The following is a 26,439-nucleotide window of genomic DNA, read 5'->3' as shown; positions in this document are numbered from 1 at the left end:
TGCGGGCACGCTGCGAAAAGCGGGCGTGTCGTGGGCGGCGGGCGGGCCGGGTGAGGTGGGGGATCGCCGGGTACGGCGACGTCGTGGAGCGGCGGGTGCTGCCCGCGCTGCGCGCGCTGGGCGAGGAGCCGGTCCGCCTCTGGGGCCGCGACCCGCGCCGGGCCGCCGACGTCGCGGCCCGCCACGGCGTGCCGCTCGCCGGCAGCGACGAGGAGAGGCTGCTGCGGGACGTGGACGCGGTGTACGTCGCCACACCCGTCGTACGCCATGTCCCCCTGGCCAAAGAGGTGTTGGCCGCTGGGCTGCCCGTGCTCGTGGAGAAGCCGCTCGCCGGAGGGCTGTGCACAGGCGCGCAGTTGGGCGTCGGCGGCCCGTGCGCGGGGGTCGCGTACTACCGCAGGCTCGCCCCCGCCGTGCGCCGCCTGCGCGAGGAACTCCTGGACTGGACGCCGGAGCGCGTGGACGTGCGGTTCCGGTGTGCCTTCGACCCGGGGCCGGGGCATCCGATGCGGTGGCGAACGGACCCCGCCCTGTCCGGCGGCGGTGTGCTCGCCGATGCCGGAAGCCACCGGCTCGACCTGCTCCACCTGCTGTTCGGGCGTCCCGACGAGGTATCGGCGCGCCTGGGCCGACGTTTCCCGGAGGGCGCCGAGCGGCTGGCCGAGGTGGAGCTGCGGTGGGCCTCGGGGCCCCGGGCGCGGGTGCATGCGGAGTGGAGCGGGGCGCCCGCCGTGGACCGCTTCGCGGTGAGCGGGGGCGGGCGGACGCTCACGCTCGACCCGCTGGACTCGGGCCTGCTGCGCCGCCAAGGCCTCGCGGGGAAACGGGAGTTGAGCCTGCCGCCCGCCCCGAACCCGCACCAGCCGCTCATCGCCGACTTCGTCGCCGCGGTCGCGACAGGGAGACCCCCGGTCTGCCCGGTGCCGCAGGCGCACCTGGTCGACGAGGTCCTTGCGGCGGCGGAACACTCGGACGCGGCGGGCGGAGCTCCCGTCAGGCTGCCGTCGCTGCCGGCTGACGCGGCGCCCCCGCCCCGTACAGACACGACGCCCCGTACAGACGCCGCGCCCCCGCCCCGTACACGTCCTCAGGCCCCGTCGTCCGCCGACCAGGCCCGCAGCCACCGCGGATCCGGCGTGTCCGACTGACGGATGAAGCGCGTGTCGATGGACAGCCGCATGGCGTCCGTCGTGGCGTCCAGCGAGGCATGGATGATGCGCGGCACATGGACCATGACGTCGCCCGCCGCGAAGTCGGTCCACAGCCAGCGGCGGCGCAGGCTGCGCGCGGTGAGCTCCAGGTCGTGGCAGATCTGGCGGCGGTCGTCCGGGCGGTCCGTGGTGTCCCGCAGCGGCTCGTACGCCTCGGGCGGCAGCCGGTGCGAGCCCTCCAGGTAGACCAGGGCGCCCGACTGGGGCGGGCAGTCGCCGACCGGTATCCAGGTCGTGACGACGTCGGGCGAGCCCTCGTCCATGTAGTCGAAGTCGACATGGGCGCGCGAGGCCCGCCGCACGCCGCGGTGGAAGTGGCGCAGGATGCGGCGCGGCAGCATCCGGGCGTCGCCGTCGAGCACGTCGGTGGCCAGTTTGCGGAGCCGCGGGTCGTCGAGGAACCGGTCGAAGGTCTCCGAGCGGACGAAGTCGTGGGCGGGGTGCCCGGCGACGCCGTGCTCGGGAAGCCCGTCCGGCACCCGGCCGGAGAACACGCCCTCGCGCGCGCTCGTGCCGGGCGCGAGATAGCCGGGCGGCAGCCGCGAGAAGTAGCGGCCGCGCAGCCGCAGCACGTCCTCGCGGTCGAGGAACCCCGGCAGATACAGATAGCCGTCCGTGCGCAGCCGCTCCCGCAGGGCGGCCGGGTCCGGCAGCGGGTCCGTGGCGGTGGCGCGCAGCGGGCCGAAGAGCTCAGGGGAAAAGGGTATGGGTACGCCGTTCGACGAGAGCTTCACGAGGAGTCCTTACGTCCTTACGTCAGCGGATGGTCAGTAGACGCCTTCGACGGCCGCCCCGGGCCCGGCCAGGCCGTCGTGGAAGGTCCGGACCGCCGCCACGCCGTCCCAGGGGAACCAGGGGTGCGGGCCGGTCCTGATCGCGCTGTCCCGTTCGAGGAGGTTGGGCAGGAACAGGTCCTCCAGGAGCGTGGTGACCCGCACCCGGCCGCGCTCGCCCACGGGCACCTCGCGCCACGGGTCGTCGGCGTCGACGACCTGGAGGACCGCGAAGGGCGGCGGCAGGTGGTACGAGTGCCCGGTGCCGCCGGGCGGCACGGGCGCGCCCGGCACCGCGTCGGCCTGCAGGGCGTGGCCGGCCAGCGTGTTGCCGTACGTGTCGATCCACTGCACCCCGTCGAGGTGCTCCTGGCGCAGGAAGGCCGCCTCGGCGGCGGAGCACGTGGTGCCGCCGGTGCACACCGCGCGGATGCCGTACGTGTGCAGCGGGCGCGGCAGCCGCATGGCGAGTTCGAGAAGCAGCCGGGAGGTGGTGAAGAGCAGCGCCGGGCACTCGGCGGCCAGCAGGGTCAGGGTCTGCTCCACCAGGTGCGAGGTGTATGCGTCGGCCTCGCCGCCCGCGCGCAGCGAGGCCTTCACCCAGCGCGGGTCGAAGTCGATGGCGAACACCGCGCCGCGCCAGCTGTCCGCGAGACCCTCCACGAAGTGGCCGTACGCGTGCGGGCCGCTCGGCGTCATCGCGAGGACGTCGCCGCCCGCGACACCGCGCGCCTCGAGGACGGTGCGGTAGATCTCCACGTCGTACGCGAGGCGCGTGACGTTCACGATCCGGCAGGGCGCGCCGGTGGTGCCGCCCGTCTCGAACACCCGGAACGGGCGGTCGCGGTAGCCGCGCGGGCGCAGGTCACGGGCGCTCGCGGCGCGCAGCTCGGCCTTGTCGAAGAGCCCGAACAGCTCCAGGTCCGCGAAGCCGTCGACGTCCGTGAGCGGATCGAAGCCGAGCCCGTCCCTGCGCCCGACCCAGAACGGTGAGCCCGTCTCGGGCTCGAAGTGCCAGCGCATCATGCGGCGCGTCCACACGTCCAGATCCACGGCGAGCTCGGGGACGCGCTCGCGCAGCACGTCGTGAAGGGTGTCGAAGGTGACCTGCTGGGCGTGTTCTTCGCGGGCCGCGGTGGTCATGGAGCTCCTCCTGATGTCGCCGGCGGTCGGTACACGAACAGGGCTTCGTCGGCGAGGGCGCGCGCGGCGTCGGCGGTGGCGCCGAGGACGGCGGCGAAGGGGAAGGGGACTTCGTGGCCGATGAGCGGGTGGTGGGGCTCGGCGGCGGTGAAGTGGCCGTGCAGCAGGGCAAGTTGGGGGCGTACGAAGATGTCTCCGGCAGCGCTTTCGACGACCGTCGGCTCGCGGGTGAGGAGGCGGTCGCCGGGGCGCAGCCGGTCGCGTACGGAGGCGGCGGCGCGGTCGGCCTCGGCGGGCTCGCGGAAGGCGGTCAGAGGCCGGCGGGGGTCGGCCGGGTCGGGGGCGGGGCCCGGATGCAGGGCGTCGAGCGCCGCCGCGAGGGCCTTCGCCAGGGGCTCGGGGTCGTGGTCCACGCAGACGACGGTGCGTACGTTGCTGCAGAACCGGCCGGAGTCGGCGGCGACCAGGGGCAGCAGCCAGGCCGCGGTGTCGTCTGTGGCAGCCGCGGGGGCGGTGGCCGGGCCGGGCGGCGGTACGAGGGCGCAGCCGCGGCCGGGGCCGTGCAGGGTGAGGGCCGCCGAGGCCCGCACCGACGCGGCGAGGCCCGCGCCGCCGTACACGACGTGCCGGTCGGTGAGGGTCAGCAGGCCGTGCAGGGCGTGCTGTTCGGTGGGATACAGGCCGAGGCGGGTCGGTGGCCAGCCCGCGGCGAGCAGCGCGGCGACCAGGCGGGCGGCGGACAGCGGCTCGCGGCGGCTCGGGCGCACCCAGACGCCCGCGGACCGCTCGGCCTGCTCCAGGACGGAGTCCAGGCAGGTGAAGGTGTTGCCGGGCAGCGACACGAGGGCCAACGCGTCGTCGGGGGCGCCGACTTCGCGGCGCGCGGCCCCCTCGTACAGCATCGCGCCCCAGCGCTCGACGAGCGGCGCGGGCAGCCCGGCGCTCTCCCACAGGGCGGCCCGGAACGCGTCCGCGCTCTGCGGGCCGAGTCCGCCGACGGTGACGATGCCGTGCCGGAACAACTCCAGGGCCACCAGGACGAGTTCGCGCCGCTCGGCGAGCGGGGGCAGGTCGTCGCGCACGGAGTCCCACCAGCGGCGGTCGGAGTGGGCGACGATGTGCGGGACGAGGGCGAGGCGGGTGCCCGCCGCGCCGGGCAGCGGCGCCGTGTCGAGGGAGGGCTGCCAGTCGCCCCTGCGGAACGCGGAGACGACCGGCGTCCGGTCCTCTTCGTACGACGTCACGACAGCTCGCCGCGCAGCGCCTCGACCACCCGGACCTGCTCGGCCCGGGTGAGCGTCGGATACAGCGGCAGGGCGATGTGGTGCCGCGCGAACCAACGGGCCTGCTCGAAGGGGCCGTCGGCCCCCGCCGCGTCCGGGGCCGTGCCCGCGTCCGTGCCTGTGCCCGTGAAGTACGGCTGGTCGCACAGCAGATGGTCGTACACCTCGCCCGCCAGCGAGACGCCGTGCCGTTCGCGCAGGCGCTTCTTCAGGAGCGCGCGGTCGACCGGGGCGTCCAGATAGGCGAGGTACTTGTAGTAGTTGCTGTGCGCCGCGGCGGGCACCGTGTGGGCGCGCATGCCGGGGACGTCGGTCAGCAACTCGTCGTAGTGGTAGGCGAGTTCACGACGTGCGGACAGCGTGTCGTCGAACCGCTCCAGGTCGACCGTGCCGACGGCGGCGTGCAGTTCGCTCATCCGCCAGTTGCCGCCGGGCCGGTCGTGCAGCGTGGAGCCCTGCGCGCTCTTGCCGTGGTCGCGCCAGCGCCGCACCTGCTCCGCGTCCTCGGCGTTCGCGCACGTCACCAGGCCGCCCTCGCCGCTCACGGCGACCTTCGTCGGGAAGAAGGAGAACGCGCCGAACCGCCCGAAGGCGCCCGCGAACCGGCCGCCGAGCGTCGCGCCGAGCGCGTGCGCGGCGTCCTCCACGACCGCGACGCCGCGCCGCTCGCACAGCGCGAGGACGTCGTCGAGCGCGGGCGGGACGATGCCGCCGATGTGCACGGGCAGCACGGCCGCCGTGTCCGGATGGCGGTCCAGGGCGCCGCGCAGCGCGTCGGGGTCCAGGCCGAGCCCGTCCAGCTCGATGTCGACGAACCGGACGCGCGCGCCCGCGCGCACCGCGGCCGCCGCCGTCGCGAAGAACGTGTTGACCGGCACCAGCACGGTGCGGCCCGCCACGCCGACGATGCGCAGGGCGATCTCCAGGGCGGCCGCGCCGGACGCGACGGCCACACCCTCGCTCCCCGTCCAGGTGCGCGAAAGCTCCTCGAAGCGGGCCAGTTCGGGGCCCTGGGTGAGGTGGCCGGAGGCGAGCGCGGCGTCGACCCGGTCGAGCACGGCGCGGCGTTCGGCCACGCCGAAGTGGACGCGCTGGGCGGGGACGTCACCGGGGGCGGCGCCCGGACCGGCCAGGGCGCGGGTGAAGAAGTCGATCGTGTGCCGTACGTGGGTGCCGTGGCCCATGGGCAGTTCGTGCACGTCAAGCCGGTCCTTGGCGTCCGCGGCCGCATAGCCGCGGTGGACGGTGGCGGCCGCGGCGCGGGCGTCGGCCGGCTCCAGGTAGGAGTCGGCGGTGCCGTACTGGAGGTGCAGCGGGGCCGGGGCGAGCGCGGCGTACAGGTCGCCGAGGTCGGCGTACTCCAGGACGCCCGGCAGGACGGCGCCCTCGTACCCCGTCAACAGCCGTTCGTACAGCGCCGGGTAGCTGCCGAGGTGGCTGGCCGCGCACACCGGCATGGGGCGCGGCGCGAGCAGCGCCGTGTGCAGGGCGACGGCCGCGCCGAGGCTGTGCCCGAACAGGCCGACGCGGGCGGGGTCGACGAGGGGGTGGGTGGCGAGGACGTCCAGGGCGCCCAGGGTGTCGCCGACGAGGGCGCCGAGCAGGGAGCGGCCGGTGAGCGTGAACGCGTGCGCGAGCAGGGCGCCCTCCTCGCGGCCCGCGCGGCGCTCCTCGTCCAGGCCGCCGATGCCGTGCTCGAACGTCAGCGTGACGAAGCCCGCGCGTGCCAGGTGCTCGGCGACGTTGCGGTCGGGGAAGTCGGGTGGGGTTTCGCCGGTGAGCTGGGCCAGGCGGGCGTTCTTGCCGCCGAAGACGAGGACGGCGGGGCTCGGGGCGGTGGTGGCCTGCGGGGCGAGGAGGGTGGCCTGGAAGGCGCCGCGTACCGGGGAGTTGAGGGTGAGGTGTTCGCGGCGCAGGCCGTTCTCGTCCGAGGTGTCGACGGCGGTGACCGCGAGTGGCGCGCGCTCCACGCGGGCGAGGCGTTCCACCACCGCACGGACCTTGCGGGACCAGGTGGTGTGCGCGGGGGCGTCGGAGAGGGACGGGGTGAGGCGCAGTGTGGGTTCGGCTCCGAGCAGGCGGCGCACGTGGGTGGTCTGCATGCGGGTGCGATCGCTCCTGTGTGGGTGGCGGGTGGGTGCGGGTGGGCCCTCGCGGGGGCGCCCCAGGCCCGCCCCTTCCCGTAACCAGGGGGCTGCCGCCCCCTGGACCCCCGCTGTCGCCGCTTCGCGGCTCGTCCTCAAACGCCGGACGGGCTGAAACGTCGCCGCGCGGGCTGTTCCGGCGGGTAGTAAGGGCGGGTGGGTGGGAAATCGGCGCTCAGACGAAGTCGGCGTGCAGGGTGCTGGGAACCTCCACCGCGTACGCGTCCAGCGCCTCGTCCAGCTTGATCTGGCCACGTTGGAGGAGCTCCAGGAGCTCGTTCTGGGGGCGGTAGAAGCAGGACTTGCACAGGTCGGTGCGGCGCGGGTTGGAGGCCTCCCACTCGGCGCGCGGGCCGCCCTCGAGGACCGTGGGGTAGCCGAGGTCGACCACGTCACCGATGCGGTAGCGGCTGTTGAGGTGGACCTGCGGGCACGGGTAGAGGTGCCCGTCGGCGCCGACCGCCGTCACGAACCGGCTGTAGTGGCAGCGCTCGAAGTCGCCCTCGACCTCCTCCACCTGGTCCATGGGGCCGCGGTCCAGTTTGGGCACCGACACCTCGAAGTCGTCCGTGGACATCGCCGTGGCCTCGACGAGCGAGGCGGAGATCTCCGCCATGACGGTCTCGATGGTCTCGTGCCCCATCGCGCTGTAGAACTCCGGCTCGAAGCGGACATAGTGCGCCCCGGACTCGTGGGCGATGCGGGCCGCCTCGACGATCTCGCGGTAGTTCTGCATCGTGATCACGTAGTTGAAGCCGATGCGGAAGTCCGGTGCGACGGCGTTCTCGCGCAGGGTGCCGATGGTCGAGATGAACTTGGAGAACGTCTGCTCACGGTCGCGCGTGATGTCGTTGAACGTGGCCTCGGTGCCCGCGTTCATGCCGACCCGCACCCAGGTGTGCGTCGCGGTCACACAGTCGGCGATCTTGGGGCGGCCGAGCCGGGATCCGTTGGTGATGAGGCCGATGCGCAGGCCGTCGTCGTGCCCGGCGTGACAGATGTCGGCGTACCCCGGGTGGATGGTGCACTCACCGCTGCCGCAGAAGGTCACGGCACGGCCGTCGTTCTCGGCGAACTCCTTGAGCAGGGTGATCGCCTTGTCGGTGGTGAGGGAGTCCTTGAACGAGAACAGGTCGTAGAACTGCTCCTCGTTCGGCGAGTGGAAGTTGCAGAAATTGCAACGCATATTGCAGGCGCCCATGATGCCGATCCGCATGTGGACCGGTTTGATCTCCTCGCCGGCAACGAATCGCCGCAGGAGATCACCGTGCGCCAGAACTTTCTGCGGCGAGTGTGCTTGATCGAGACTCACGTCCGGGAGACCGTCACGGTTCCGGGGCGCGGCCATATGGATATCGCGGGCACCTTCAGTGCTGTTCACGAACCCTCCACGCGCTTTTGGCGGCGTTTTGCGCTGTCCGAGCGACGTTCGCGACAGTAGGAGAGCGCTTCCTGAGGTGTCAACGGGTCTAGACAACCTGGAAGTTGAGTAAACATCTATCGCGCCATGTGTTCCGGCCAAATGTGCCGGGCACGTGTTCTCGGCATGTGCCAGTCGGCTTGCCTCAGGGGCACGGATGCTTGAACGACTTCTCGAACGATCGGTACGTCTCCTGCGGCTCGCGGTTCGCGGCGGCCGGGTGCTCGATGACCGGTATCGGTTTGCACACCGGCCACTGCTCGGTGTCGGCGGACTTCTCGAACCCGTACGTCCCCGCCGCGCCCCGCAGACAGCCGATGCAGCGGGTGGCGTCACCGGTGTCGACGATGCTCGCGTCGATCAGCGTGTTGTAGACGTCGTCCTTGTTCGGGGTGCGCGCCGGGTCCGGCGTCCTGGTGCTGCCGTCGGCCTCCCCGGTGCCCTCGTTGGCTTCCGAGTACGAGCGGTCGAAGGCGTTGGCCAGGAGCGTGAACGCGTCGTGGTACATGATCGCGTAGCCGTCGTCGAGTGCCTTCGCGCCGAAGTCGTGCCGGTCGTCGAGCTTCTCGAAGAAGGTACGGAAGTCCTTGAACCCGGCGGGCGCGCCCTTGTTCCCGGAGTCCTCGGGGTTCCCGGGCTTCTCACGCCACCATTCCGGCGTCACGGACGCGGCGGCCACCACCGTGGTCTTCGTCTCGCGCAGCATCCGCGTGAGTTCGGGCGTGGTCAGCGTCGGTTCGAGACCGATGCCCACTTTCAGGATGCGCACGGGGTTGCTGCGGTCGCAGGAAGGCTCCTGGGACAGGCGTTTCACCAGTGCCGGAAGATCCTGGTCCCGGCCCGCGAAGAACACCGTGTCCGAATCGGTCACGCAGATCTTCTGCGCGGCGGACTGGAATCGCTGCGGGATACCGGCGGCCGGACCCGTCGACCCCAGGAACGACGCCGAACGCTGGCGCAGCCCGTACTTCTTGCCGAATTTCTGCTCGAGCAGCTGGTGCAGATTGCGCGAGTACACGTCGTCGGGCCGGCTGTCGAAGACGAGGAAACCCTTTCCCTCACCCGGATTCTTCTTCAGGTACTGACCGAGCGCGTCGGCGAACAGGTCGTTGTTCGGTGAGGTCTTGAAGAAATACGGGGCGTTCATGTCGGCGGAGGTGATGACCGGGCCGACGGTGGCGATCCGGCGCTGGCTCAGCGCCCGCACGGCGTCGCGGGTCTCGGGCGTGCTGCTCGGCAGGCCCATGACGCCCACGAGCGGCGACTGCCGGTCGTCGACGAGGTCTTCGAGGTCGTCGACCACCGGCCGCCACTGGTCGAGGTGCTTGCCGTCGGGTGCCATCAGGAGCTGATAGTGCGGCCCGCCGCCGCTGTTGGCGCGCAACTGGGCGGCGTGCGCCCCGGCCAGGGAGCGGCGGATCATCTCCGCGGTCATGGCGCTGGACTCGTCCGAGGTGAACGGCATCATCAGCGCGATCCGGCCGTACGGTATCGGGGTCTGGCCCTTCTTCGGCGATCCCCAGGCCTTCGCGACGCGGTCGTTCTCCTCCGCGACGTCCCGGATCAGCCCCTTGATGTCGTCGTTCGCGTCGAACGCCCCGTCCGTGACGCCCACGCACTGGCCGTCATGTTTCTCCAGCCCGCCCGCGCAGTCCTCGGGACGGGTCGCGAGATACACGACCACGCCCACGGCGATCAGGACCAGCGGCACCAGGACGGCGACGGCCTTGTCGAGCGGGCCGAACCCGTTGCGACGGCTCAGGAACATGCTTCCTCACAGTTCGGGCAGCGGGAGGGGGCGCTTGTCACGGGCAGCGGCCGGCCAGGTGCGGGCGGCCTGGCTCAGCACGGCGCGCCACGACTGGTGCCGCAGCGAGAGGAAGGCCAGCTCCGCCCCTATGTCGTCGCAGAGGTCGGCCTCCGGCTCGGCGGTCACGTCGGACAGGTACCACAGGCCGTGCAGCAGCCGGTTGATGCAGCGGTCGATCTCGTCTATGTCGTGATAACGGTCGTCGTACGCGCCCGCGGCCATCGCGGCCCGCTCGTCGTCCCAGTCCGCCGCCGGCGGGGCCGGTGCCGTGGCCGCGTACCGCAGACAGTTCAGCCAGCGCAGCGCGCTCTGCCGGTCCTGCTCCGACTGGAACTCCTCGGACAGCGCGGCCACCACCGTCTTGGCGTCACCGGCCGCCAGCGTGTGCCGGAGCGCGTCGGCCTCGCTGTCCTCGCCGCGCGTGGTGTGGTGGCGGCGCAGGAAGTCGTGGATCTCCTGCCAGCCGCGGCGCGAGTCGGTGCCCTGCGAGGTGCGGCGCGCCTCGTGCACCAGGAGCGTGTTGAGCAGCGGGTCGGCGGCCAGCGGCCGGTCCTCCGGGGTGTCGTGCTGCCACTGCTCGGCCTCCAGATAGTCGGCGGCCGCGTTCGCGGGCAGCTGCTCGGGGCCTTCCAGGCGCAGATGGGTGGCGAGCTCCTGCGCGGCCGTGCTGTCGCGGGCCAGCGACAGCGGCACCAGTCGCGCCCGCTGGTGCGGGGACGGCAGCAGCCGCTCCAGGATCGCCAAGGTCACCGGCCGGCCGTCCGGGGTGGTCAGCTCCAGGAGGTTGCGCGGCCCGAGCGGACCGGCCGGCGGGCCGGGGTGCGCCCCGCGGGACGCGGTGGCGCGGGTGTGCTCCAGGACGGCCTCGCACAGGACGCTGCTCGCCAGCGGATGCCCGCCGGTCAGGGAGTGCAGCGCGGAGGCCAGGTACGGGTGCGGCGGGGCCGACGCGGCGTCCAGCATCAGCAGGACGTCGTCGCGGCTGAGCGGTGTGAGCGGGACGACGACCAGGCCCGCCGACGGGGTGTGCCCCGCGCGCCGCCACCGCGTGGAGGTCACCAGGTCCGGCAGTTCGCGGTGCACCGCCTCGGTGGCGTCGGGCGGCGCGTCGCCGAGCCGGGTCGCGACCACGACCAGCGGATCGTGCGGGGCGCCGCCGGGCCGCGCGCGGTACTCCAGGATCAGGTCGACCAGGCGCGCGCCCGCGGGGGAGTGCGTGTTGTCGAGCAGGGCCAGCGGGCGCGGGTCGCGGTTGAGGCGCTGCCACTTGCTGCGGGCGGCGGCGATGTCCTCCAGGAAGGCGTGGACGAGGGTCTGTTCGGCGGCGTGCCGGTAGTCGCCGCCGCGGTGGAACCAGTCGGCGAGGCGCGCCAGGCCGTCGTGCCCGTCCGCCGCCGCGCCCGCCGCGCCGCCCTCGGACTCGGCGTACCGCTCCTGGTACCACTGGCGCAGCGTGGCCGCACTGCGTGAGCGCGTGTAGCGCTCGAAGTACTCCGCGAGCACGGCGTACGTGACGGCGTGCTCGCCGGGCCGGGCGGGCCCGGCCGCTCCGGCCGTTCCGGCCGCTCCGTCGATGCGTGTCCGTACCCGTCCCGCCCACCGCTGTGCCACGTCCGCCTCGGTGCCGGACTCCAGGTGACAGGCGATCAGGAGGCGGGCGATGCGGGCGGTGGCGCGCGCCCGCTCGTCCGCGGTGCCGCCGTGCCCGCCGAACACGGAGATCAGGCCCGGCAGGAGCAGCGGGAAGCGGCGGCCGAGACCGGGCGCGAGGAACCGCACCAGCTCCTCCAGGAGCTCGACGACCAGCGTGGACGCGGCGGTGTCGACGAGGGCGAGCGGCAGCCGCCCCGAGTAGTGCCGCTCCAGGGCGTCGAGGACGGCGGAGCGGCCCATGCCGTGGCGGCCGGTCAGGAGCACCAGGGGCAGGTCCTTGTCGTACTCCCAGGGAACGCGGGCGCGTTCGGCGTAGGCGAGGCCGGTGAGGCGGGGGACGAGGGAGTGCAGGAGCGGGTCGCGTGCGTACAGCCGAGGGGCTTCGGATGTGTGCATCTCGCCGGATACCGCTCCCGTCCTTCGCTGGCCGCTTGCTTCTCCATGCCATCGTCAACTGCGTTGAGGGTGAAAGAAGTTACACCTCCCACTATCCCCTGGCCAGCGCTTTCAGGGGAGCTGATCGGGCATATTACGGCGGAACCGTGACCCGCCGCGGTATGCGCCGGGACGCGGCGACGGAGCCGGTACGCGAGGGGCGGACGCTAGTCGTGCGCCGTCGCGCACGCCATGCCGCGCGCGGGCCTGCCGGGGGCGTGAGGCGGCGCACCAGGGGTCCGGGACGGCGCACCGGGGGCTCGCGGTGGCGCGTCGGCCGGGGCCTCGGGTGCTGCCGAGCAAGGCTCAGTGGCGCGGGCGCACCGTGAGTTCCGCCCGCGCGGGCAGATCGTCGGCGTGGTGCACCTCGCCCGGATAGTCGAGCCGCACCCGGCGCAGGTGGGGAAGCCCCGCCAGATGCACCAGGTCGACGGTGTCGAACAGGGTGAGGTGGATCTCCTCAAGGCCCGGCAGGCGGCGCGCGATCCGCCGCAGCGACACCGCGGCGCCGGGCCGTGAGCGCACGTCCAGGCAGGTGAGCTGCGGGATGCGGGCGCCCGGCGGGAACAGCATCATGCTGAGCTGCTCGTGGGAGAGGCGCAGGCTGCGCAGCGCGGGCAGCCCGGCGAGCAGCGCGTCCCAGTCGTCCGGGCGGAGCCGGTCGCTCGCGTTGTGCAGGCGCAGCTCGCGCAGCTCCGTCAGGGCGGTGATGTCGGCCAGCTCGACGGCGTCCGGCGGCAGCGCCAGCACCCGCAGCGCCCCCGGCCGCGGCAGATCGCGCAGTCCGCGCCAGGGCACCTCGGCGCCCAGGATCAGCGAGTCCAGGCGCGGGCAGGCCGAAAGGCGTGCCAGGGGCTCCAGTTGGGGCAGGTCCGCGAGGCTGAGTCGGCGCAGCAGGGGCAGCCGGGTCAGCGGGGCGGTGTCGCTGATGGCGCGGCAGCCGTGCAGCGCGAGGGCCTCCAGGGCGGGGAAGTCCGCCAGGAAGCCGAGCGACGTCAGCCGCATGTTGCCGCGCAGCCGCAGCTCGCGCAGGCCGTCCGCGTCGAGCGCGCCGACGATGTCCAGCTCGGCGAAGTCGCCCTGCAGCACCACGCGTTCGTACCCGGACATCGCGCTGAGCGCCTTCAGCTCGGCCGCCGAGCGGACGATGACGGCCTCGCCCGCGCCGGCCGCGAGCAGCGGCTTGATGATCTCCTCGGCGTACTCGTCGGTGTCGAACCGGTCCCAGTGGGCCAGGAGCTGGCCGCGTACCCCCGGCTGCCGCGTGGTCACGAACTCGCGCAGCCGGGCCAGCGCCGCGTCCCCGCCGATGCGGCAGATCGCGTGCACCGTGGTCACCTCGGCGTCGCCCTCCAGGCTGTCGGCCCCGGGCAGCAGGCCGAGCAGCAGCGCCCCGGTCTCCGCCAGCGCCCTGGCCTCGCGCATGCTGCGCGGTGGCAGGAGCTGCGCGGCGCGCTCCTCGACGGTCCGGCGAACCTCGGGGTCGAGGCGTGTCGCCTGGTCGAGGGAGGCGAGGGCGAGCAGCCTGAGGCGGGCCCGCACGGTGTCGTCCTCCTCGCGGTCGGCGCGGCCGGTGAGCCGGGTGAGGAGCTCGGCGCGCTCGTCGGGCCGCGCCTGGGCCACGGCCATCTGCAGGACGTCCTCCCACTGGTCGAGGTGGGCGTGCGTGACCAGGGCCCCGATGTCGTGCTCCTCCAGGGCCGCCTTCGCGCCCAGGAAGTCCTGGAAGGTGCGGTGGATGAAGTCCACGGCGCCCTCGGCCGGTTCGCGCAGCAGGCCGGAGCGGTCCAGGAGCAGCCGCAGGACGTCCTCGGCGGTGCCGACGGCGGCGAGCTGCGGCACGGACGGGCGCAGCCGGTCCACCAGGTCGACGGCGTCCTGCCGCTTCAGGCGGGTGCGTTCGTTGCGGATCAGCCAGTACGCGAGCCGCTTCAGGGGCTCCGTCGCCGACTTCTGGTCCAGCTTCGGGGTGCCCTCGCCGTAGAGGTAGCGCTCGCGGTCGCGGCGCTCCAGGAGCATGGAGAGCGCGGCCTCGTACAGCGAGACCCGACCGATCGGCAGGAAGCCCGCGCGCTCGCGGTGCAGCGCGCAGATCAGCGCGCACAGCAGCGGGTTGGACGCCAGGCGGCTCAGCTCCGTCGAGGACCGCAGCGACCGCAGCAGGGTCTGGGCGAGGTCGCCGCCCGCGCCCGCCGCCTCGTGCCAGCGCTGCACGAACCGGCGTACGTCGCCCGGCCGCATCGGCGTGAGCGTGAACTCGCGGAAGCCCTCGCGGCCGAGCCAGTCCCGGGGCAGCGCGGAGGGCCGGGTGGTGACCAGCCACAGGTTGCCGGGGAAGGTGGTGCGGAGCTTGCCGAGCCAGGCGCGGGCGCGCGGCCGCTCGGCCTCCGGGATCTCGTCGACGCCGTCGATCAGGAGCATGCCGCGCCCGGCCTGCAGGACCCGCACCGCCCACCCCTTGGGCTCGCTGCCCGACAGCGGGCAGTCGATCCACTGCAGAAAGCCCTCCGGCAGGGGCAGTTCGGTGTCCTCGCGAGCCAGCGCGCGCAGCGGCAGCACGAACGGCACCCGGCCGAGGAGCTGCGGCAGATGGCCGGGCACCCGATCCTGCTGGGCGGTGGTGAGGGCGAGCCACTGCACCAGCGTGGTCTTGCCGGTGCCGGCGACCCCGCGAAGGAGCACGCGGTCGTGGGCGGCGAGCGCTGCCTCGACCGGGCCCGTCGTGCGCTCGGACTCCGGGTCCGGGTCGGCGCTCCGGCCGTCGGCGTCGGCATCGGCGTCGCCGTTGGCCGCGCCGGGCACCGGTTCGGCCGGGTCGCGGGCGGGCGCCGCCTCCAGGCTCAGATAGGCGGTCTCCAGCGGCCAGGCCTGGCTCCGCGTGTCGTGCAGGTCGACGCCGTGGATGCTGAGGGTGCTGTGCGCGCGGACCACGTAGTCCGCGTAATTCTGCTCGAAGTCGGTGTCCTCGGAGAGGGTGGCGGGCAGCCGCTCCAGGATCAGGCGCAGTTGCTCCTTCTGCTCGCTCAGGCTGCGGCGCACCTCCACCTGGGCGCGGGCCTCGAAGCCGGGGCGCTTGCTGAACTGGTGGACCAGGTGCAGACACGCGGTGACGAGCAGCCGGTCGTGCAGCCGGGCGGCGTCGTCGCTGAGCAGCGCGCGGGTCTCCGGGGCGCTGGCGCGGACCAGGGCGGCGGCGAGTTTCTCCGGGCCGAGGTCGAAGGCCTGCACGTCGTCCATGTCGAGGTCGCCGAGGGCGCGCAGGGTGTGGCCGAGGGCGTAGCCGACGGCGTTCTGCTCGTCGGGTGCGATGGGCGGGTCGTGCGGGCCCGCGGCGCGCATCGCGCGACGCACCAACTCCCGTGCGAGCTGGTAGAGATCGGCCTCGCTGAGCGTGCGCCGGTCGCCGGTGAACGACAGGAGCCGCCCGATGCGCACCGGCCGCTCGCCGAACTCCGCGCCCGGCAGGCTCTTGGGCGGCAGCAGCAGCCGTTTCACCAGCGGCACCATCACTGACGACGCGATCCGCAGCCCCACCGTGCCGGCGTCCACCCGAGCCCCCATCCGCGAACGAGACCGCCCCTGGGGCACCTTAGACGGTGACGGCGGACGGCGCACCGACGCCGCTTCGGCCACCCCGCCCGTGCCGACTCGGCCACCCGCCTCGGCCACCCGCCCGTACGCCGCTTCCGCCACCTGCCCGCTTCGGCCACTCGCCCCGACCGCTCCTCGACGGCGCCCCGACAGTGTCCCGGTCACCGGGCCGCGCATGCCGGAGCCCCTGCCCTTCGGTTAGCCTCGCGTAGTGACGACATCTGCCGCATCCCGACGGTCACCGAGGCTGTTCGGCATCAGTGACCTGCACATCGCGTATGACGAGAACCGGAAATTCGTCGACGGGCTCTGGCCGGAACACGAGGGCGACTGGCTGATAGTCGCCGGTGACATCGGCGAGTTGATGAGCGACATCGAGTGGGCGCTGCGCCTCCTCACCGAGCGGTTCGACACGGTGATCTGGTCGCCCGGCAACCACGAGCTCTGGACGCCCCGCGACGACCCGAACCAGCTGCGCGGCGAGGCCCGTTACCGCCATCTCGTCGAGCTGTGCCGCGGCCTCGGCGTGCACACGCCCGAAGATCCGTTCCCGGTGTGGCACGGCGAGGGCGGGCCCGCGGTCGTCGCGCCGCTGTTCCTGCTGTACGACTACACGTTCCGGCCCCCCGGGAAGCACTCCAAGAAGGCGGCCCTCGACTACGCGTACGAGACCGGCGTGGTCTGCACGGACGAGATGCTGCTGTATCCCGAGCCGTACGAGACCCGCGAGGACTGGTGCCGCGCCCGCGTGGCCTTCACCAAGGACAGGCTCGACGCCCTCGACCCCCAGCTGCCCACGGTCCTCGTCAACCACTGGCCGGTCGTGCGCGAACCCACGCGCATCCTGACGTATCCCGAATTCGCCCTGTGGTGCGGCACGGAGGCCACCGCCGACTGGCCCGTGCGGTACCGCGCGGCCGCCGTCGTCTACGGCCATCTGCACATTCCGCGCACCATCTGGCACGACGGCGTCCCGCACGTCGAGGTGTCCGTCGGCTATCCCCGCGAGTGGCGGCGCGAGCGGCACCCCTCGCCGCGGCTGCGGCAGATCCTGCCCGCGCCCCAGCGTCCGTAGGGCTCTCCAACGCCCCTCGGCCGTAAGGCGAGTCGGGGCGGGTAGTCAGTGGCCTGTCAGCGTTCCTGGCCGAATCTGTGCGTACTGCGAACAGAGTGCACGGATCAGAGGGATGCGACAGGGGGAGCGGCTTGATGCAGGCCACTACGGAAGTTCACGGGAACACGAAGGTCCACGGGAACATGAAGGCCCACGGGGACACGGAGGTTCACGGGGGCGGCGAGGGGCCGGTGTGGTCATGACCAGCCACCAAGTGCAGCTGCTGTTCCTGGACGTGGCCCTCATCCTGGCGCTCGCCCGCGGGCTCGGCGCCCTCGCGGCGCGGGTCGGCCAGCCGCCCGTCGTCGGCCTCGAACTCGAACACCGGGTGCTGCGCGGCCGCACCCGGGTCAGCGCGGGCGCGGCCCTCGGCTCCACCCTGGTGCCGTTCGTGCTCGGCGTGGGGCTCTCGCCCTCTGGCTGCTGCGCGACCACGAGACGCCGCAGCGGACCGCGTTCATCGTGTTCATGGGCCTGGCTGTGTCGGTGACCGCCTTCCCCGTGCTCGCCCGGATCCTCGCGGACCGCGGCCTGTCCCGCACGGAGATCGGCGGCATCGCGCTCGCCACGGCCGCGCTGGTCGACGTCGTCGCCTGGTCGGCGCTCGCCGGGGGTGCAGGCCGTGGTCGGCGGCGCGGACGACTACTGGCGCGTCACGCTGCTCGTGCCGTTCGCGGCCTTGCTCGTCGCCCTGCGGCCGGTGCTGCGGCGCGTCCTCGGCCCCGGCTCCGGCGGGGTCGCGACGCTCAGCGCGAACCGGCTCGGCGTCGTGCTCGTCGGCGCCCTGCTGTCCGCCGCGGCCACCGAGGCCATGGGCATGCACTACATCTTCGGCGCCTTCCTGTTCGGCGCCGTGCTGCCGCGTGACGCCGCGGGGGTGTTGCGCGACGAGGTGTGCGAGCGGACCGGGCACGTCACCTCGCTGCTGCGGCCCGTGTACTTCGTGGTGGCGGGCCTCAAGGTCGACCTGCGCGGCGTGGGCGTGAGCGGGCTCCTCGAACTCACCGTGATCGTCCTGGTCGCCGTCGTCGGGAAGTTCTGCGGCACCTACGCCGGCGCGCGCTCGCAGGGGCTTCCGCCGCACGGCGCCGGTCAGCTCGCGGCCCTGATGAACACGCGGGGCCTGACGGAACTGGTGATCCTCGGCGTCGGCCTGCAACTCGGCCTCCTGGACCAGTCGCTGTACTCCCTGATGGTCGTCATGGCCCTCGTCACGACGGCGATGACCGGTCCGGTCCTCGGGCTCCTGGACCGCCGGGGGGAGCGGCAGGTGGTGCCCGGGGCGCGGGCGGGCACGGCGCCCGCGACGCCCGCGGCGGCTTCCGAGGCCGCGCCGTCCACCGCGCACGAACACGGGAAGCCGGGGGCGGAGCGGAGCGGGGCGCGGCGCTGAGTGCCGGTACGAGGCCCGGGGCCACCGGTGTGCGGCGTCCGCCGAGCGTGGCGATGGAGCCGGGCGGGGTCCGGCCATAGAGTGGGCGGCGCAGGCCTTTCGCGGTCACCGCTCCCCGGCGGGCACGTCTGCGCGGCACCGCCGCAAAGAAGCGGCCGCCGGGGAGCGGCCGCGCCGCCCACCCGCACGAGGGGACCACGCACGTGAACCCAAGCGCACACGCTTCCGACGGCGCGGCTGCTTCCGACGCGGCCGTCACGAGCCCGCCCGACTCCGTCGGCGCCGGCTCCGCCGCTTCCACAGACGCCGCCGGCGCGGGCCCCGCCGCTCCCGCCGACGCCGCCGTCAGCCCTGCCGGTCCGGCTCACGCGCCCGGTGCCCGCTTCGCCGGACGCGTCGCCGTCGTCACCGGTGGCGCGTCCGGCATCGGGGCCGCCACCGCCGTGCGGCTCGCCGCCGAGGGCGCCGCCGTCGTCGTCGGCGACGTGGACGGCGAGCGCGGCGAGGCGCTCGCGGAGGGGATCCGGGCCAAGGGCGGCAGCGCGGTGTTCGTCCACGCGGACGTCACCGAGGCCGCCGACTGGGGCCAGGTGGTGGCGGCCGCGCACAGCTTCGGCCCCGTCGGCGTCCTCTCCAGCAACGCCTACGCGTGCGAGGTCGCGCCCGCCCACGAGACGAGCGTGGCCTCCTGGGAACACCAGCTCGCGGTGAACCTCACCGGCACGTTCCTCGGGTTCAAGGCCGTCCTGCCCGACCTGCGCGCCCACCGCGGCGCCGTCGTCCTCACCTCCTCCGTCCACGCCCACACCGGCATCCCCGGCCGCCCCGCCTACGCGGCGAGCAAGGGCGCGCTGCTCTCCCTGTGCGGCCAGCTCGCCGTCGAGTACGGGCCCGAGGTGCGGGTCAACGCCGTGCTGCCGGGGCCGATCCTGACGCCCGCCTGGGGGGAGATCGGGGAGGAGGACCGCGCCCGCAGCGTCGAGGGGACGGCGGCCGGGCGGTTCGGCTCGCCGGAGGAGGTCGCGGCGGCCATCGCGTTCCTCGCCGCGGACGAGGCGTCGTACGTCACCGGGACGAGCCTGGTCGTGGACGGCGGCTGGAGCGTAGTCAAGGCATCGGCCTGAGCGGGCCGGACCGGCGCGCACCCGAACGAGAGGCAGACCGTGAAGATCGACCGCGTGGAGACCTTCCTCGTCCCGCCGCGCTGGCTCTTCTGCCGCGTGCAGACCGACGAAGGCGTCGTCGGCTGGGGCGAGCCCGTCGTCGAGGGCCGCGCCGAAGTGGTGCGCGCCGCCGTCGACGTACTCGCCGAATACCTGATCGGGCAGGACCCGCTGCGCATCCAGGACCACTGGCAGGTGCTCACCAAGGGCGGCTTCTACCGCGGCGGCCCCGTCCTCTCCAGCGCCGTCGCGGGCCTCGACCAGGCCCTGTGGGACATCGCGGGCAAGACCTACGGCGCGCCCGTGCACGCGCTGCTCGGCGGCCCGGTGCGGGACCGGGCGCGGGTGTACGCCTGGGTCGGCGGCGACGAACCCGCGATCCTCGCCGAGCACATCGCCGCGCAGGTCGAGGCGGGCTTCACGGCGGTGAAGATGAATGCGGCCGGGGTCACCTCGCCCGTCACCACGCCCGCCGAGACCGCCGCCGTCGTCGACCGCGTCGCCGTCGCCCGCGAGGCCCTCGGCCCGGACCGGGACGTGGCCGTCGACTTCCACGGCCGCTTCACCCCCGCCAGCGCCCGCCGCGTCCTCGCCGAACTCGCCCCGCTGCACCCGCTGTTCGCGGAGGAGCCGCTGCTGCCCGACCAGGGCCACCTGCTGCCCGCCCTGGTCGCGGCGAGCCCCGTCCCCATCGCCACCGGTGAACGCCTCTACAGCCGAGCCGAGTTCCTGCCCGCCCTCACCGCGGGCGTCGCCGTCGCCCAGCCCGACCTGTCGCACGCGGGCGGCATCACGGAGGTGCAGCGCATCGCCGCCCTCGCGGAGACCTACGGCGCGCTGCTCGCCCCGCACTGCCCGCTCGGCCCGATCGCGCTCGCCGCCAGCCTCCAGATCGCCTGGACCACACCGAACTTCCTGATCCAGGAGCAGAGCCGCGGCATCCACTACAACAAGCGCGCCGACCTCCTGTCGTACGTCGTGGACACCGAGCCGTTCCGCTTCACCGACGGGTACGCGCACCGCACCGCCCTGCCCGGACTCGGCGTCGAGGTCGACGAGGCGGCGGTGCGGGAGGCCGACCGCGGCGGGCACGCCTGGCGCAACCCCGTGTGGCGGCAGCCGGACGGGACGTTCGCCGAATGGTGAAGCCCCCTGGCCGGTGAAATCACCTTGAGCGCAAGCCTGTTGACGCGGCGGGCGGCGGCGCACCTACCCTGGTAGCCGCCCAAGGGGGGAGCCGCATGAGCGAACGCGCCCGCAACACCGGCCCCGGCAAGCGCGACACCGGCCCCGGCAAGGGGGAACGCGTCGCCGACTGGGCGGACGGCCGCCTCGGCGTGCACACCCTCGCCAAGTCCCAGATGCGCAAGGTCTTCCCGGACCACTGGTCGTTCATGTTCGGCGAGATCTGCCTGTACAGCTTCCTGATCCTCATCCTCACCGGCGTCTGGCTCACCCTGTTCTTCGAGCCGAGCGGCATCGAGGTCGAGTACGACGGCTCGTACGAACCGCTCAAGGGCGTGCTGATGACGCGCGCCTACGAGTCGACCGTCGACATCAGCATGGAGGTGCGCGGCGGACTGCTCATCCGGCAGATCCACCACTGGGCGGCGCTCGTCTTCGTCGCCGGGATGCTGGTGCACATGATGCGGGTGTTCTTCACCGGCGCGTTCCGCAAGCCGCGCGAGATCAACTGGCTGTTCGGCTGGACGCTGCTGATGCTCGGCCTGATCACCGGCCTGACCGGCTACTCGCTACCCGACGACCTGCTGTCCGGCACCGGCATCCGCTTCGCGCAGGGCGCCATCCTGTCGATCCCGGTCGTCGGCACGTACCTCTCCTTCTTCCTCTTCGGCGGCGAGTTCCCGGGCCACGACATCATCCCGAGACTCTTCGCCGTGCACGTGCTGCTGCTGCCGGGCATCATGCTGGGCCTGGTCGTGGCCCATCTGATCCTGGTCTTCTACCACAAGCACACCCAGTTCGCGGGGCCCGGGCGGACCGAGAAGAACGTCGTGGGCGCGCCGTTCATGCCCATCTACATCGCCAAGGCGGGCGGGTTCTTCTTCCTGGTCTTCGGCGTCCTGGCGATGATGGGCGCGATCGCCACCATCAACCCCGTGTGGGCGCTCGGCCCCTACCGGCCCGACCTCGTCGGCACCGGCGCCCAGCCCGACTGGTATCTCGGCTTCTCCGAGGGACTGATCCGGGTGATGCCGAGCTGGGAGATCAACGCCTGGGGCCACACCCTGGAGCTGGGCGTCTTCATCCCCTTCGCGCTGTTCCCGCTCATCATGGCGGCGATCGCGGTCTATCCCTTCATCGAGGCGTGGGTCACCAAGGACAGACGCGAGCACCACATCGCCGACCGGCCGCGGAACGCGCCCACGCGCACGGGCATCGGGGTGGCCTGGCTGACGCTGTACGGCGTGCTGATGGTCGGCGGCGGCAACGACATCTGGGCCACGCACTTCCACCTCTCCATCAACGCCATCACCTGGTTCGTGCGCATCGCCTTCTTCGTCGCCCCGCCGCTCGCCTTCGTCGTCACCCGCCGGATCTGCCTGGGCCTGCAGCGCCGCGACCGCGAGAAGGTCCTGCACGGCCGGGAGCGCGGCGTCATCAAACGCCTCCCGCACGGCGAGTTCGTCGAGGTGCACGAGCCCCTCACCCGGGCCGAGCGGTACACCCTCACCGCGCACGAGCAGCCCCGGCCGCACGAGATCGGGCCGCTGGTCGACGCGAACGGCGTGGCCCGCAAGGTGCCCCGCTCCGAGCGCCTGCGGGCGCGCCTGTCCCGCGCCATGTACGGCCCCGGCACACAGGTGCCGAAGCCGACGGCGGAGGAGTACCGGCAGGTGCACAGCGGGCACAGCGGGGAGGGGCACCACTGAAGACGGCGGGCCTGGAAGACTGCCGGGGTGGATTCGGTGGACAACAGCATTTCGGGCGGGAGCTTCCGTGACGTCGTCCAGGCGCGGCACGTCACGGTGCGGCAGTGCGTGAGCGGTGAAGTGCGGGCCCCTCGGGTGCCGTTGATGGCTCCGGCCGCGCCCGGGCGCCTGGTGGACCGGATGCCCGTGCGGGCCGCGCTCGACCGGATCGCCGACGCCCGCGGCGAGCGCGCGCCCGCGAAGGTCGTCGTGGTGACGGGACCGCCCGGCATCGGCAAGACCGGGGCCGTCCTGTACTGGTCCTCGCTGCGGGGCGCGGACTTCCCCGGCGGGGTGCTGTACGCCGACATGAGCCCGCGCGGCGCGCTGCAGCCGGCGGACACCCGCGCCGTCCTGGAGTCGTTCGTCGGCGCCCTCGGCACCCCACGCGCCGAGATGCCCGCCGACGAGGCCGCGCTGGCCGCGTACTACCGCCATCTCACCGCGCACGAACCCTGCCTGGTGCTGCTCGACGACGTCGTGACGGCCGCTCAGGTCGGCCCGCTCCTGCCGGGGCACCCACGGAGCATGGTCGTCGTCACCAGCCGTCTCCTCCTCGCCGGGCTGCGCGGCGCGCTGCCCTCCTCCGAACCTGAGTACGTACGCCTCGCGGGCCTCGACGACGCGTCCTGCCGGGAGCTTTTCCTGCACACGGCGGGCGGCGCTGCGTCCGCCGAACTCACCGACCAGGGCCGGGAGTTATTGCGGGCGGTCGTCCCCGCCTTCGCGGGTCTGCCCGCCGCCGCGCGGCTGGCCGGGGCCCGCGCGGCCGACCCGCTGGAGGGCGGCGTCGAGGAGTTCGCCCGCCGGCTCCTCGCCCTGCCCACCTTCCAGGAGGCGCTGACCGTGTCCGACGACCCGCACACGTACTCCCTCCGTCCCGTCTTCGAGGACTCCTACGCGGCGCTGGAGCCCGCCGCGGCCGCCGTGTTCCGGGGGCTCGGCCTGAACCCGACGCCCGAGTTCGCCGACGGCCTCGTCGACGAGCTCGCGGGCGGCGCCGAGCAGGGCGCTCGGGTGCGGCGCACGCTCCTCGGCGGCAACCTCCTCGAACGCCCCGCGCCCGGCCGCTGCCGCATGAACGGCCTCCTCCACGAGTACGCGGGCACGCTGGCCCGCGCCGACGCGGACGAGGCCGGGGCGGTGGCGGCGCGTATCACCGACTGGTACGTGCGGCGGGCGGCCGCCGCCGAGGTCCTGGTGTCCTCCCGCTGGCGCCTCTCCCGCGTCTTCCGCGAACCCGCCTGCCTGCAGGGCGTGTTCGCCGACGAGGCCGAGGCCCTGGACGCCCTCGAACCGGACCGCGAGAACGCCGCCGCCCTCACCGCCCGCGAGTTCGCCCACGGCCACGACCACACCGTCTGCACCCTGGCCGAGGCCCTGCGCGGCTTCTTCTTCCGCCGCAAACACCACACGCTGTGGGTGGAGGTGTGCGAGCTGGCGGTACGGGCGGCGGAGCGGGTGGTTGCGGCCGTCGCGGGGGCGGGGGAGACGGCGGCTGGGGGCGAGGCGGCCCCCGGCGGAGGGGAGGCGTACGGCCCCGTGCGGCGGGGGCGCACGGATGACGGGGCTGGCCGGGGTGGTGGTGACGGGGCCTCGGGGAGGGCTGCTTCGGGTGGCGCTGGTGGGGAGGGTGCTCCGGGCGAGGCCGGCCCGGGAGGTGCTCTCGGCGGGAGCGGTGCGGACGGCGCCGCTCTCGGTGCCTCAGGCAGCGCCCCCGGCAGTGCGGTCTCGGCGGACGACGGCAGGCTCCTCCTTGCCCGCTGCCACTACGAGTTGGCCTTCGCGTTGTTCGACCAGGGTGGGGCTGAGAGCGTCGAGCGTGCGCGCGAGCAGTACGGGCTCGCGCTGCGGGCGGCCCGCGTGGTCGGGCATGCCCGCACCGAGTCCTCCGCGCTCGAGGGCCTCGGTCAGGTCGCCCTGGAACAGGGCCACCCGCAGGCCGCCCTCGACCACTTCCGGCAGGCGCTGCGCGCGCTCGGCGACCTCCCGCATCCGCGCGGCCGGGCGCTCCTCGAGTACCATACGGGGCGCGCGGCGAGCGCCGCCCACCTGCACGAGGAAGCCGCCGCGAGCCTCCTCGGGGCCCGCCGCCGGTTCGCCGCCCTGCCCGAACCCGACCGCTACAACGAGGCCCGCGCGCTGACCCGTTACGCCCAGGCCCGGCTGGCCGCCGACCGCGCCGACGAAGCGGTCGCACCGCTGGACGAGGCGATCGCCCTCTTCCAGGGCCGCGGCGCCCCCAAGGAGGAGGCCGACGCCCGCCTCACCCGCGGCGACGCCTGGGCCGCCCGCGGCGACGAGCGGCGCGCCCGGGAGGACTGGCAGGCGGCACTCGCGACGTACCGGACGCTGGGCAGCGTGGCGGCGGCGGGGGCTCGGGAGCGGTTGGGTGGGGAGAGCGGGGAAGGCCGGGAGGGCGGCCAAGGCGGGGAAGCGTGACGGGGCGCCCGCGCCGAGGGCCTACTCGGCGGCTTCCCCCACGCGGCGGTCGCCCGCCCCGACGCACCGCACCCGCAGCCGCCCCGGCGCCCCCTCCGGCGTCAGCCGTACCTCCGCCTCGCCGTGCCAGCCGTCGCCGTGCCGGAGCAGGCAGGCGTACACCGCCGACGCGGTGAGCGACGGAGTGGCCCAGGGGGCTCCGGACCCCCAACTCGCCCGGTATGTCGTGCCGTTGCGGCTGCGGAGGAGGCAGGTGCCGGACGGCTCCGGGGCCGCCGCCAGGGTGGCGCCCGGGTGGCGGGACAGCAGCTCGGGGAGGAGCGACGCGGGCCGGGCGGGGCCGGTCGCCCGATGCCGGGCGGTCACCACGTCCGCCGCGCGGGCCCAGCGCGCCTCGGGTTCGCCCTCGGTGACGGCGAGGTGGGCGTCGGCGAGGTGGGGGTGGTGGGCGGTGTCGGCCTGGAGGAGGGCGGGGTAGCGGCTGATCAGGACGTGGGTCGGCCCGGGGGCCGGGGCGGAGGCCGGGGCGGAGGGGGCCGTCGCCTCGGCCTCGACGAACTGCGGTGCGTCCACCGGGGAGCGGCGCGGGCGCGGCAGGTCCAGCGGTACGTCGACGGGGCGCGGGACGAGCGGGGCGGCGGGCTCGGCCAGATCCAGCGTGCGGTAGCAGAGGCGGCGCAGGCGGGACAGGGCCTCGCCGGGGCGGGACGTGATCTGGGCCGCGATCTCGGTGAGGCGGGGGTCCGCGGCCTGGTGGCGTTCGGCGCGCTCCAGTTGTACGGAGAGGGGGACCGACGGCGAGACGCGGGGCAGCGCCGCGCCGAGGCGGGCCATCGGGGAGCCGCCCACCACGGTCTCCTCGTCGTGGGCGCCGAGCAGACCGGGCAGGCCGAGCCCCGCCGCGTACAGGGACACCGAGCCGTGGTCGCCGATGAACGCGTCGGCCGCGCACAGCGCCGCCTGCCAGGTGTCGCCAGCGGGCGGGGGCAGCAGCAGCCCGGCGTCCACGTGGGGCCGCAGCCAGGACCGGAGCTGCCAGCCGCCGTGTCCGTACCAGGCGTTGGGGTGCACGGCGGCGAGGACGCGGAACGCGTCGTGGGGGAGTTCGGCGAGCGCGCGGCGCACGAGGTCGCCGCCGGCGCCGAGGAGGGACGCGCGGCCCCAGGTGGTGCTGAGCAGGAGCAGCTTCTGGTCGGGGCGTACGCCGAGGGCGGCGCGGTATTCCGCGCGGAAGGGGAGGGACGCGCGCAGCCGGTCCATGCAGGGGTCACCGACGACGTGCGCCACCGGCAGGGCTTCGGGGCAGCCGGTACGGAGCCGGGCGAGCTGTTCCTCGTGGGACAGGACGACCGCGGACGGTATCAACTCGCCGTCGTACACGAGCCATTCAGCCGTCAGCCCGAAAGCTCCCGGCTCCCGGCTCCCGGCTCCCGGCTCCCGGCTCCCGGCTCCCGGCTCCCGGCTCCCGGCTCCCGGCTCCCGGCTCCCGGCTCCCGGCTCCCGGCTCCCGGCTCCCGGCTCCCGGCTGCTGAGTTTCTTATTGTACCCGGCGCCGTGCGGGGCCCCTATGAGTGGAGCGGAAATGCTCTGCAGTGCCCCGCCGCGACTCGTGCTCACCGCCAGGTCGAATTCCAGCTTCGACGCCTCGTCCCAGGAAAGGAAGGGCAATTCGCGGGCGGCGACGAATTCCGCGATGCCGTCCGCGAACGGCGAGGATTCGGTGCAGGTGAACACGGTCTGCACCCGCCGGTCGCCCTCGAAGACGGTGAGGAGGTCGAGCAGCCGGGTCGCCGACGTCACGTTGTGGATGACGCCGAGCACGGTCCGCTCGGGCGTGACGGTGAGCCACCGGGCGGGGGCGCCGGGAGCGGCCGGGTGGACGTGGTTCGGCTCCCGCACGGCGCGCACCCTCCCCACGTCCCCGGGGCCGG

The 26,439-nt window shown here is 73.9% G+C and carries 17 protein-coding genes; 8 read left to right on the top strand and 9 right to left on the bottom strand.

Features of this window, described 5'->3' with window-relative positions:
• Positions 1 to 50 precede the first annotated feature (50 nt).
• Positions 51 to 1,148, top strand: a complete 1,098-nt coding sequence (locus tag AC0KTA_RS05705; protein ID WP_481054004.1) for a Gfo/Idh/MocA family protein — start codon at positions 51 to 53, stop codon at positions 1,146 to 1,148.
• On the opposite strand, the gene AC0KTA_RS05700 is transcribed toward AC0KTA_RS05705, so the two are convergent.
• The 8 genes from AC0KTA_RS05700 to AC0KTA_RS05665 all read right to left on the bottom strand — a co-directional run bounded on the left by AC0KTA_RS05700 (position 1,088) and on the right by AC0KTA_RS05665 (position 15,421).
• Entirely contained in the window at positions 1,088 to 1,945 is an 858-nt protein-coding gene (locus AC0KTA_RS05700; protein ID WP_481054003.1) for a phytanoyl-CoA dioxygenase family protein, read from the bottom strand. The two genes, AC0KTA_RS05705 and AC0KTA_RS05700, sit on opposite strands and share 61 nt — an antisense overlap.
• Positions 1,946 to 1,978: 33 nt before the next feature.
• Positions 1,979 to 3,127 (bottom strand): acyl-CoA synthetase family protein, encoded by a 1,149-nt coding sequence (locus tag AC0KTA_RS05695; RefSeq protein ID WP_481054002.1) that lies wholly within the window; start codon positions 3,125 to 3,127, stop codon positions 1,979 to 1,981.
• Positions 3,124 to 4,371 carry a hypothetical protein gene (locus tag AC0KTA_RS05690; protein ID WP_481054001.1) on the bottom strand — a complete coding sequence of 416 codons (1,248 nt, stop codon included), beginning with the start codon at positions 4,369 to 4,371 and terminating at the stop codon, positions 3,124 to 3,126. Before AC0KTA_RS05690 ends, AC0KTA_RS05695 begins: the two co-directional genes overlap by 4 nt.
• On the bottom strand, positions 4,368 to 6,512 hold the full coding sequence (locus tag AC0KTA_RS05685) for a DegT/DnrJ/EryC1/StrS family aminotransferase (RefSeq protein WP_481054000.1): 2,145 nt from the start codon (positions 6,510 to 6,512) through the stop codon (positions 4,368 to 4,370). Before AC0KTA_RS05685 ends, AC0KTA_RS05690 begins: the two co-directional genes overlap by 4 nt.
• A gap of 217 nt (positions 6,513 to 6,729) precedes the next feature.
• Positions 6,730 to 7,770, bottom strand: coding sequence for a radical SAM protein (locus AC0KTA_RS05680; protein WP_481053999.1), 1,041 nt, complete (start codon positions 7,768 to 7,770; stop codon positions 6,730 to 6,732).
• A 349-nt stretch (positions 7,771 to 8,119) separates the two neighbouring features.
• Entirely contained in the window at positions 8,120 to 9,742 is a 1,623-nt protein-coding gene (locus AC0KTA_RS05675; protein ID WP_481053998.1) for an ABC transporter substrate-binding protein, read from the bottom strand.
• Between the two features lie 6 nt (positions 9,743 to 9,748).
• On the bottom strand, positions 9,749 to 11,833 hold the full coding sequence (locus tag AC0KTA_RS05670; protein ID WP_481053997.1) for an ATP-binding protein: 2,085 nt from the start codon (positions 11,831 to 11,833) through the stop codon (positions 9,749 to 9,751).
• A 345-nt stretch (positions 11,834 to 12,178) separates the two neighbouring features.
• A complete protein-coding gene (locus AC0KTA_RS05665) occupies positions 12,179 to 15,421 on the bottom strand; it encodes an NACHT domain-containing protein (protein WP_481053996.1) in 3,243 nt (1,080 codons plus the stop codon).
• A gap of 253 nt (positions 15,422 to 15,674) precedes the next feature.
• Here AC0KTA_RS05665 and AC0KTA_RS05660 point away from each other — a divergent pair, with 253 nt between their 5' ends.
• The 7 genes from AC0KTA_RS05660 to AC0KTA_RS05630 all read left to right on the top strand — a co-directional run bounded on the left by AC0KTA_RS05660 (position 15,675) and on the right by AC0KTA_RS05630 (position 24,508).
• Positions 15,675 to 16,538, top strand: coding sequence for a metallophosphoesterase family protein (locus tag AC0KTA_RS05660; RefSeq protein ID WP_481053995.1), 864 nt, complete (start codon positions 15,675 to 15,677; stop codon positions 16,536 to 16,538).
• Between the two features lie 238 nt (positions 16,539 to 16,776).
• On the top strand, positions 16,777 to 17,067 hold the full coding sequence (locus AC0KTA_RS05655; protein ID WP_481053994.1) for a hypothetical protein: 291 nt from the start codon (positions 16,777 to 16,779) through the stop codon (positions 17,065 to 17,067).
• Positions 17,068 to 17,199: 132 nt separating this feature from the next.
• Complete coding sequence (locus AC0KTA_RS05650; protein WP_481053993.1) at positions 17,200 to 17,970, top strand: cation:proton antiporter; 771 nt, start codon at positions 17,200 to 17,202, stop codon at positions 17,968 to 17,970.
• 203 nt (positions 17,971 to 18,173) lie between these two features.
• Positions 18,174 to 19,094, top strand: coding sequence for an SDR family NAD(P)-dependent oxidoreductase (locus tag AC0KTA_RS05645; protein WP_481053992.1), 921 nt, complete (start codon positions 18,174 to 18,176; stop codon positions 19,092 to 19,094).
• Between the two features lie 39 nt (positions 19,095 to 19,133).
• Entirely contained in the window at positions 19,134 to 20,279 is a 1,146-nt protein-coding gene (dgoD, locus tag AC0KTA_RS05640; protein WP_481053991.1) for a galactonate dehydratase, read from the top strand.
• 95 nt (positions 20,280 to 20,374) lie between these two features.
• On the top strand, positions 20,375 to 22,027 hold the full coding sequence (gene qcrB, locus AC0KTA_RS05635) for a cytochrome bc1 complex cytochrome b subunit (RefSeq protein ID WP_481053990.1): 1,653 nt from the start codon (positions 20,375 to 20,377) through the stop codon (positions 22,025 to 22,027).
• 36 nt (positions 22,028 to 22,063) lie between these two features.
• Positions 22,064 to 24,508, top strand: coding sequence for a hypothetical protein (locus AC0KTA_RS05630; protein WP_481053989.1), 2,445 nt, complete (start codon positions 22,064 to 22,066; stop codon positions 24,506 to 24,508).
• Between the two features lie 21 nt (positions 24,509 to 24,529).
• Here the strand turns inward: AC0KTA_RS05630 and AC0KTA_RS05625 are convergent, their stop codons facing one another.
• Positions 24,530 to 26,407 carry a hypothetical protein gene (locus tag AC0KTA_RS05625; protein ID WP_481053988.1) on the bottom strand — a complete coding sequence of 626 codons (1,878 nt, stop codon included), beginning with the start codon at positions 26,405 to 26,407 and terminating at the stop codon, positions 24,530 to 24,532.
• Positions 26,408 to 26,439 lie beyond the last annotated feature (32 nt).

It is taken from the genome of Streptomyces sp. Y309 (assembly GCF_056712025.1).
This window is presented reverse-complemented; position numbering and strand designations above follow the sequence as displayed.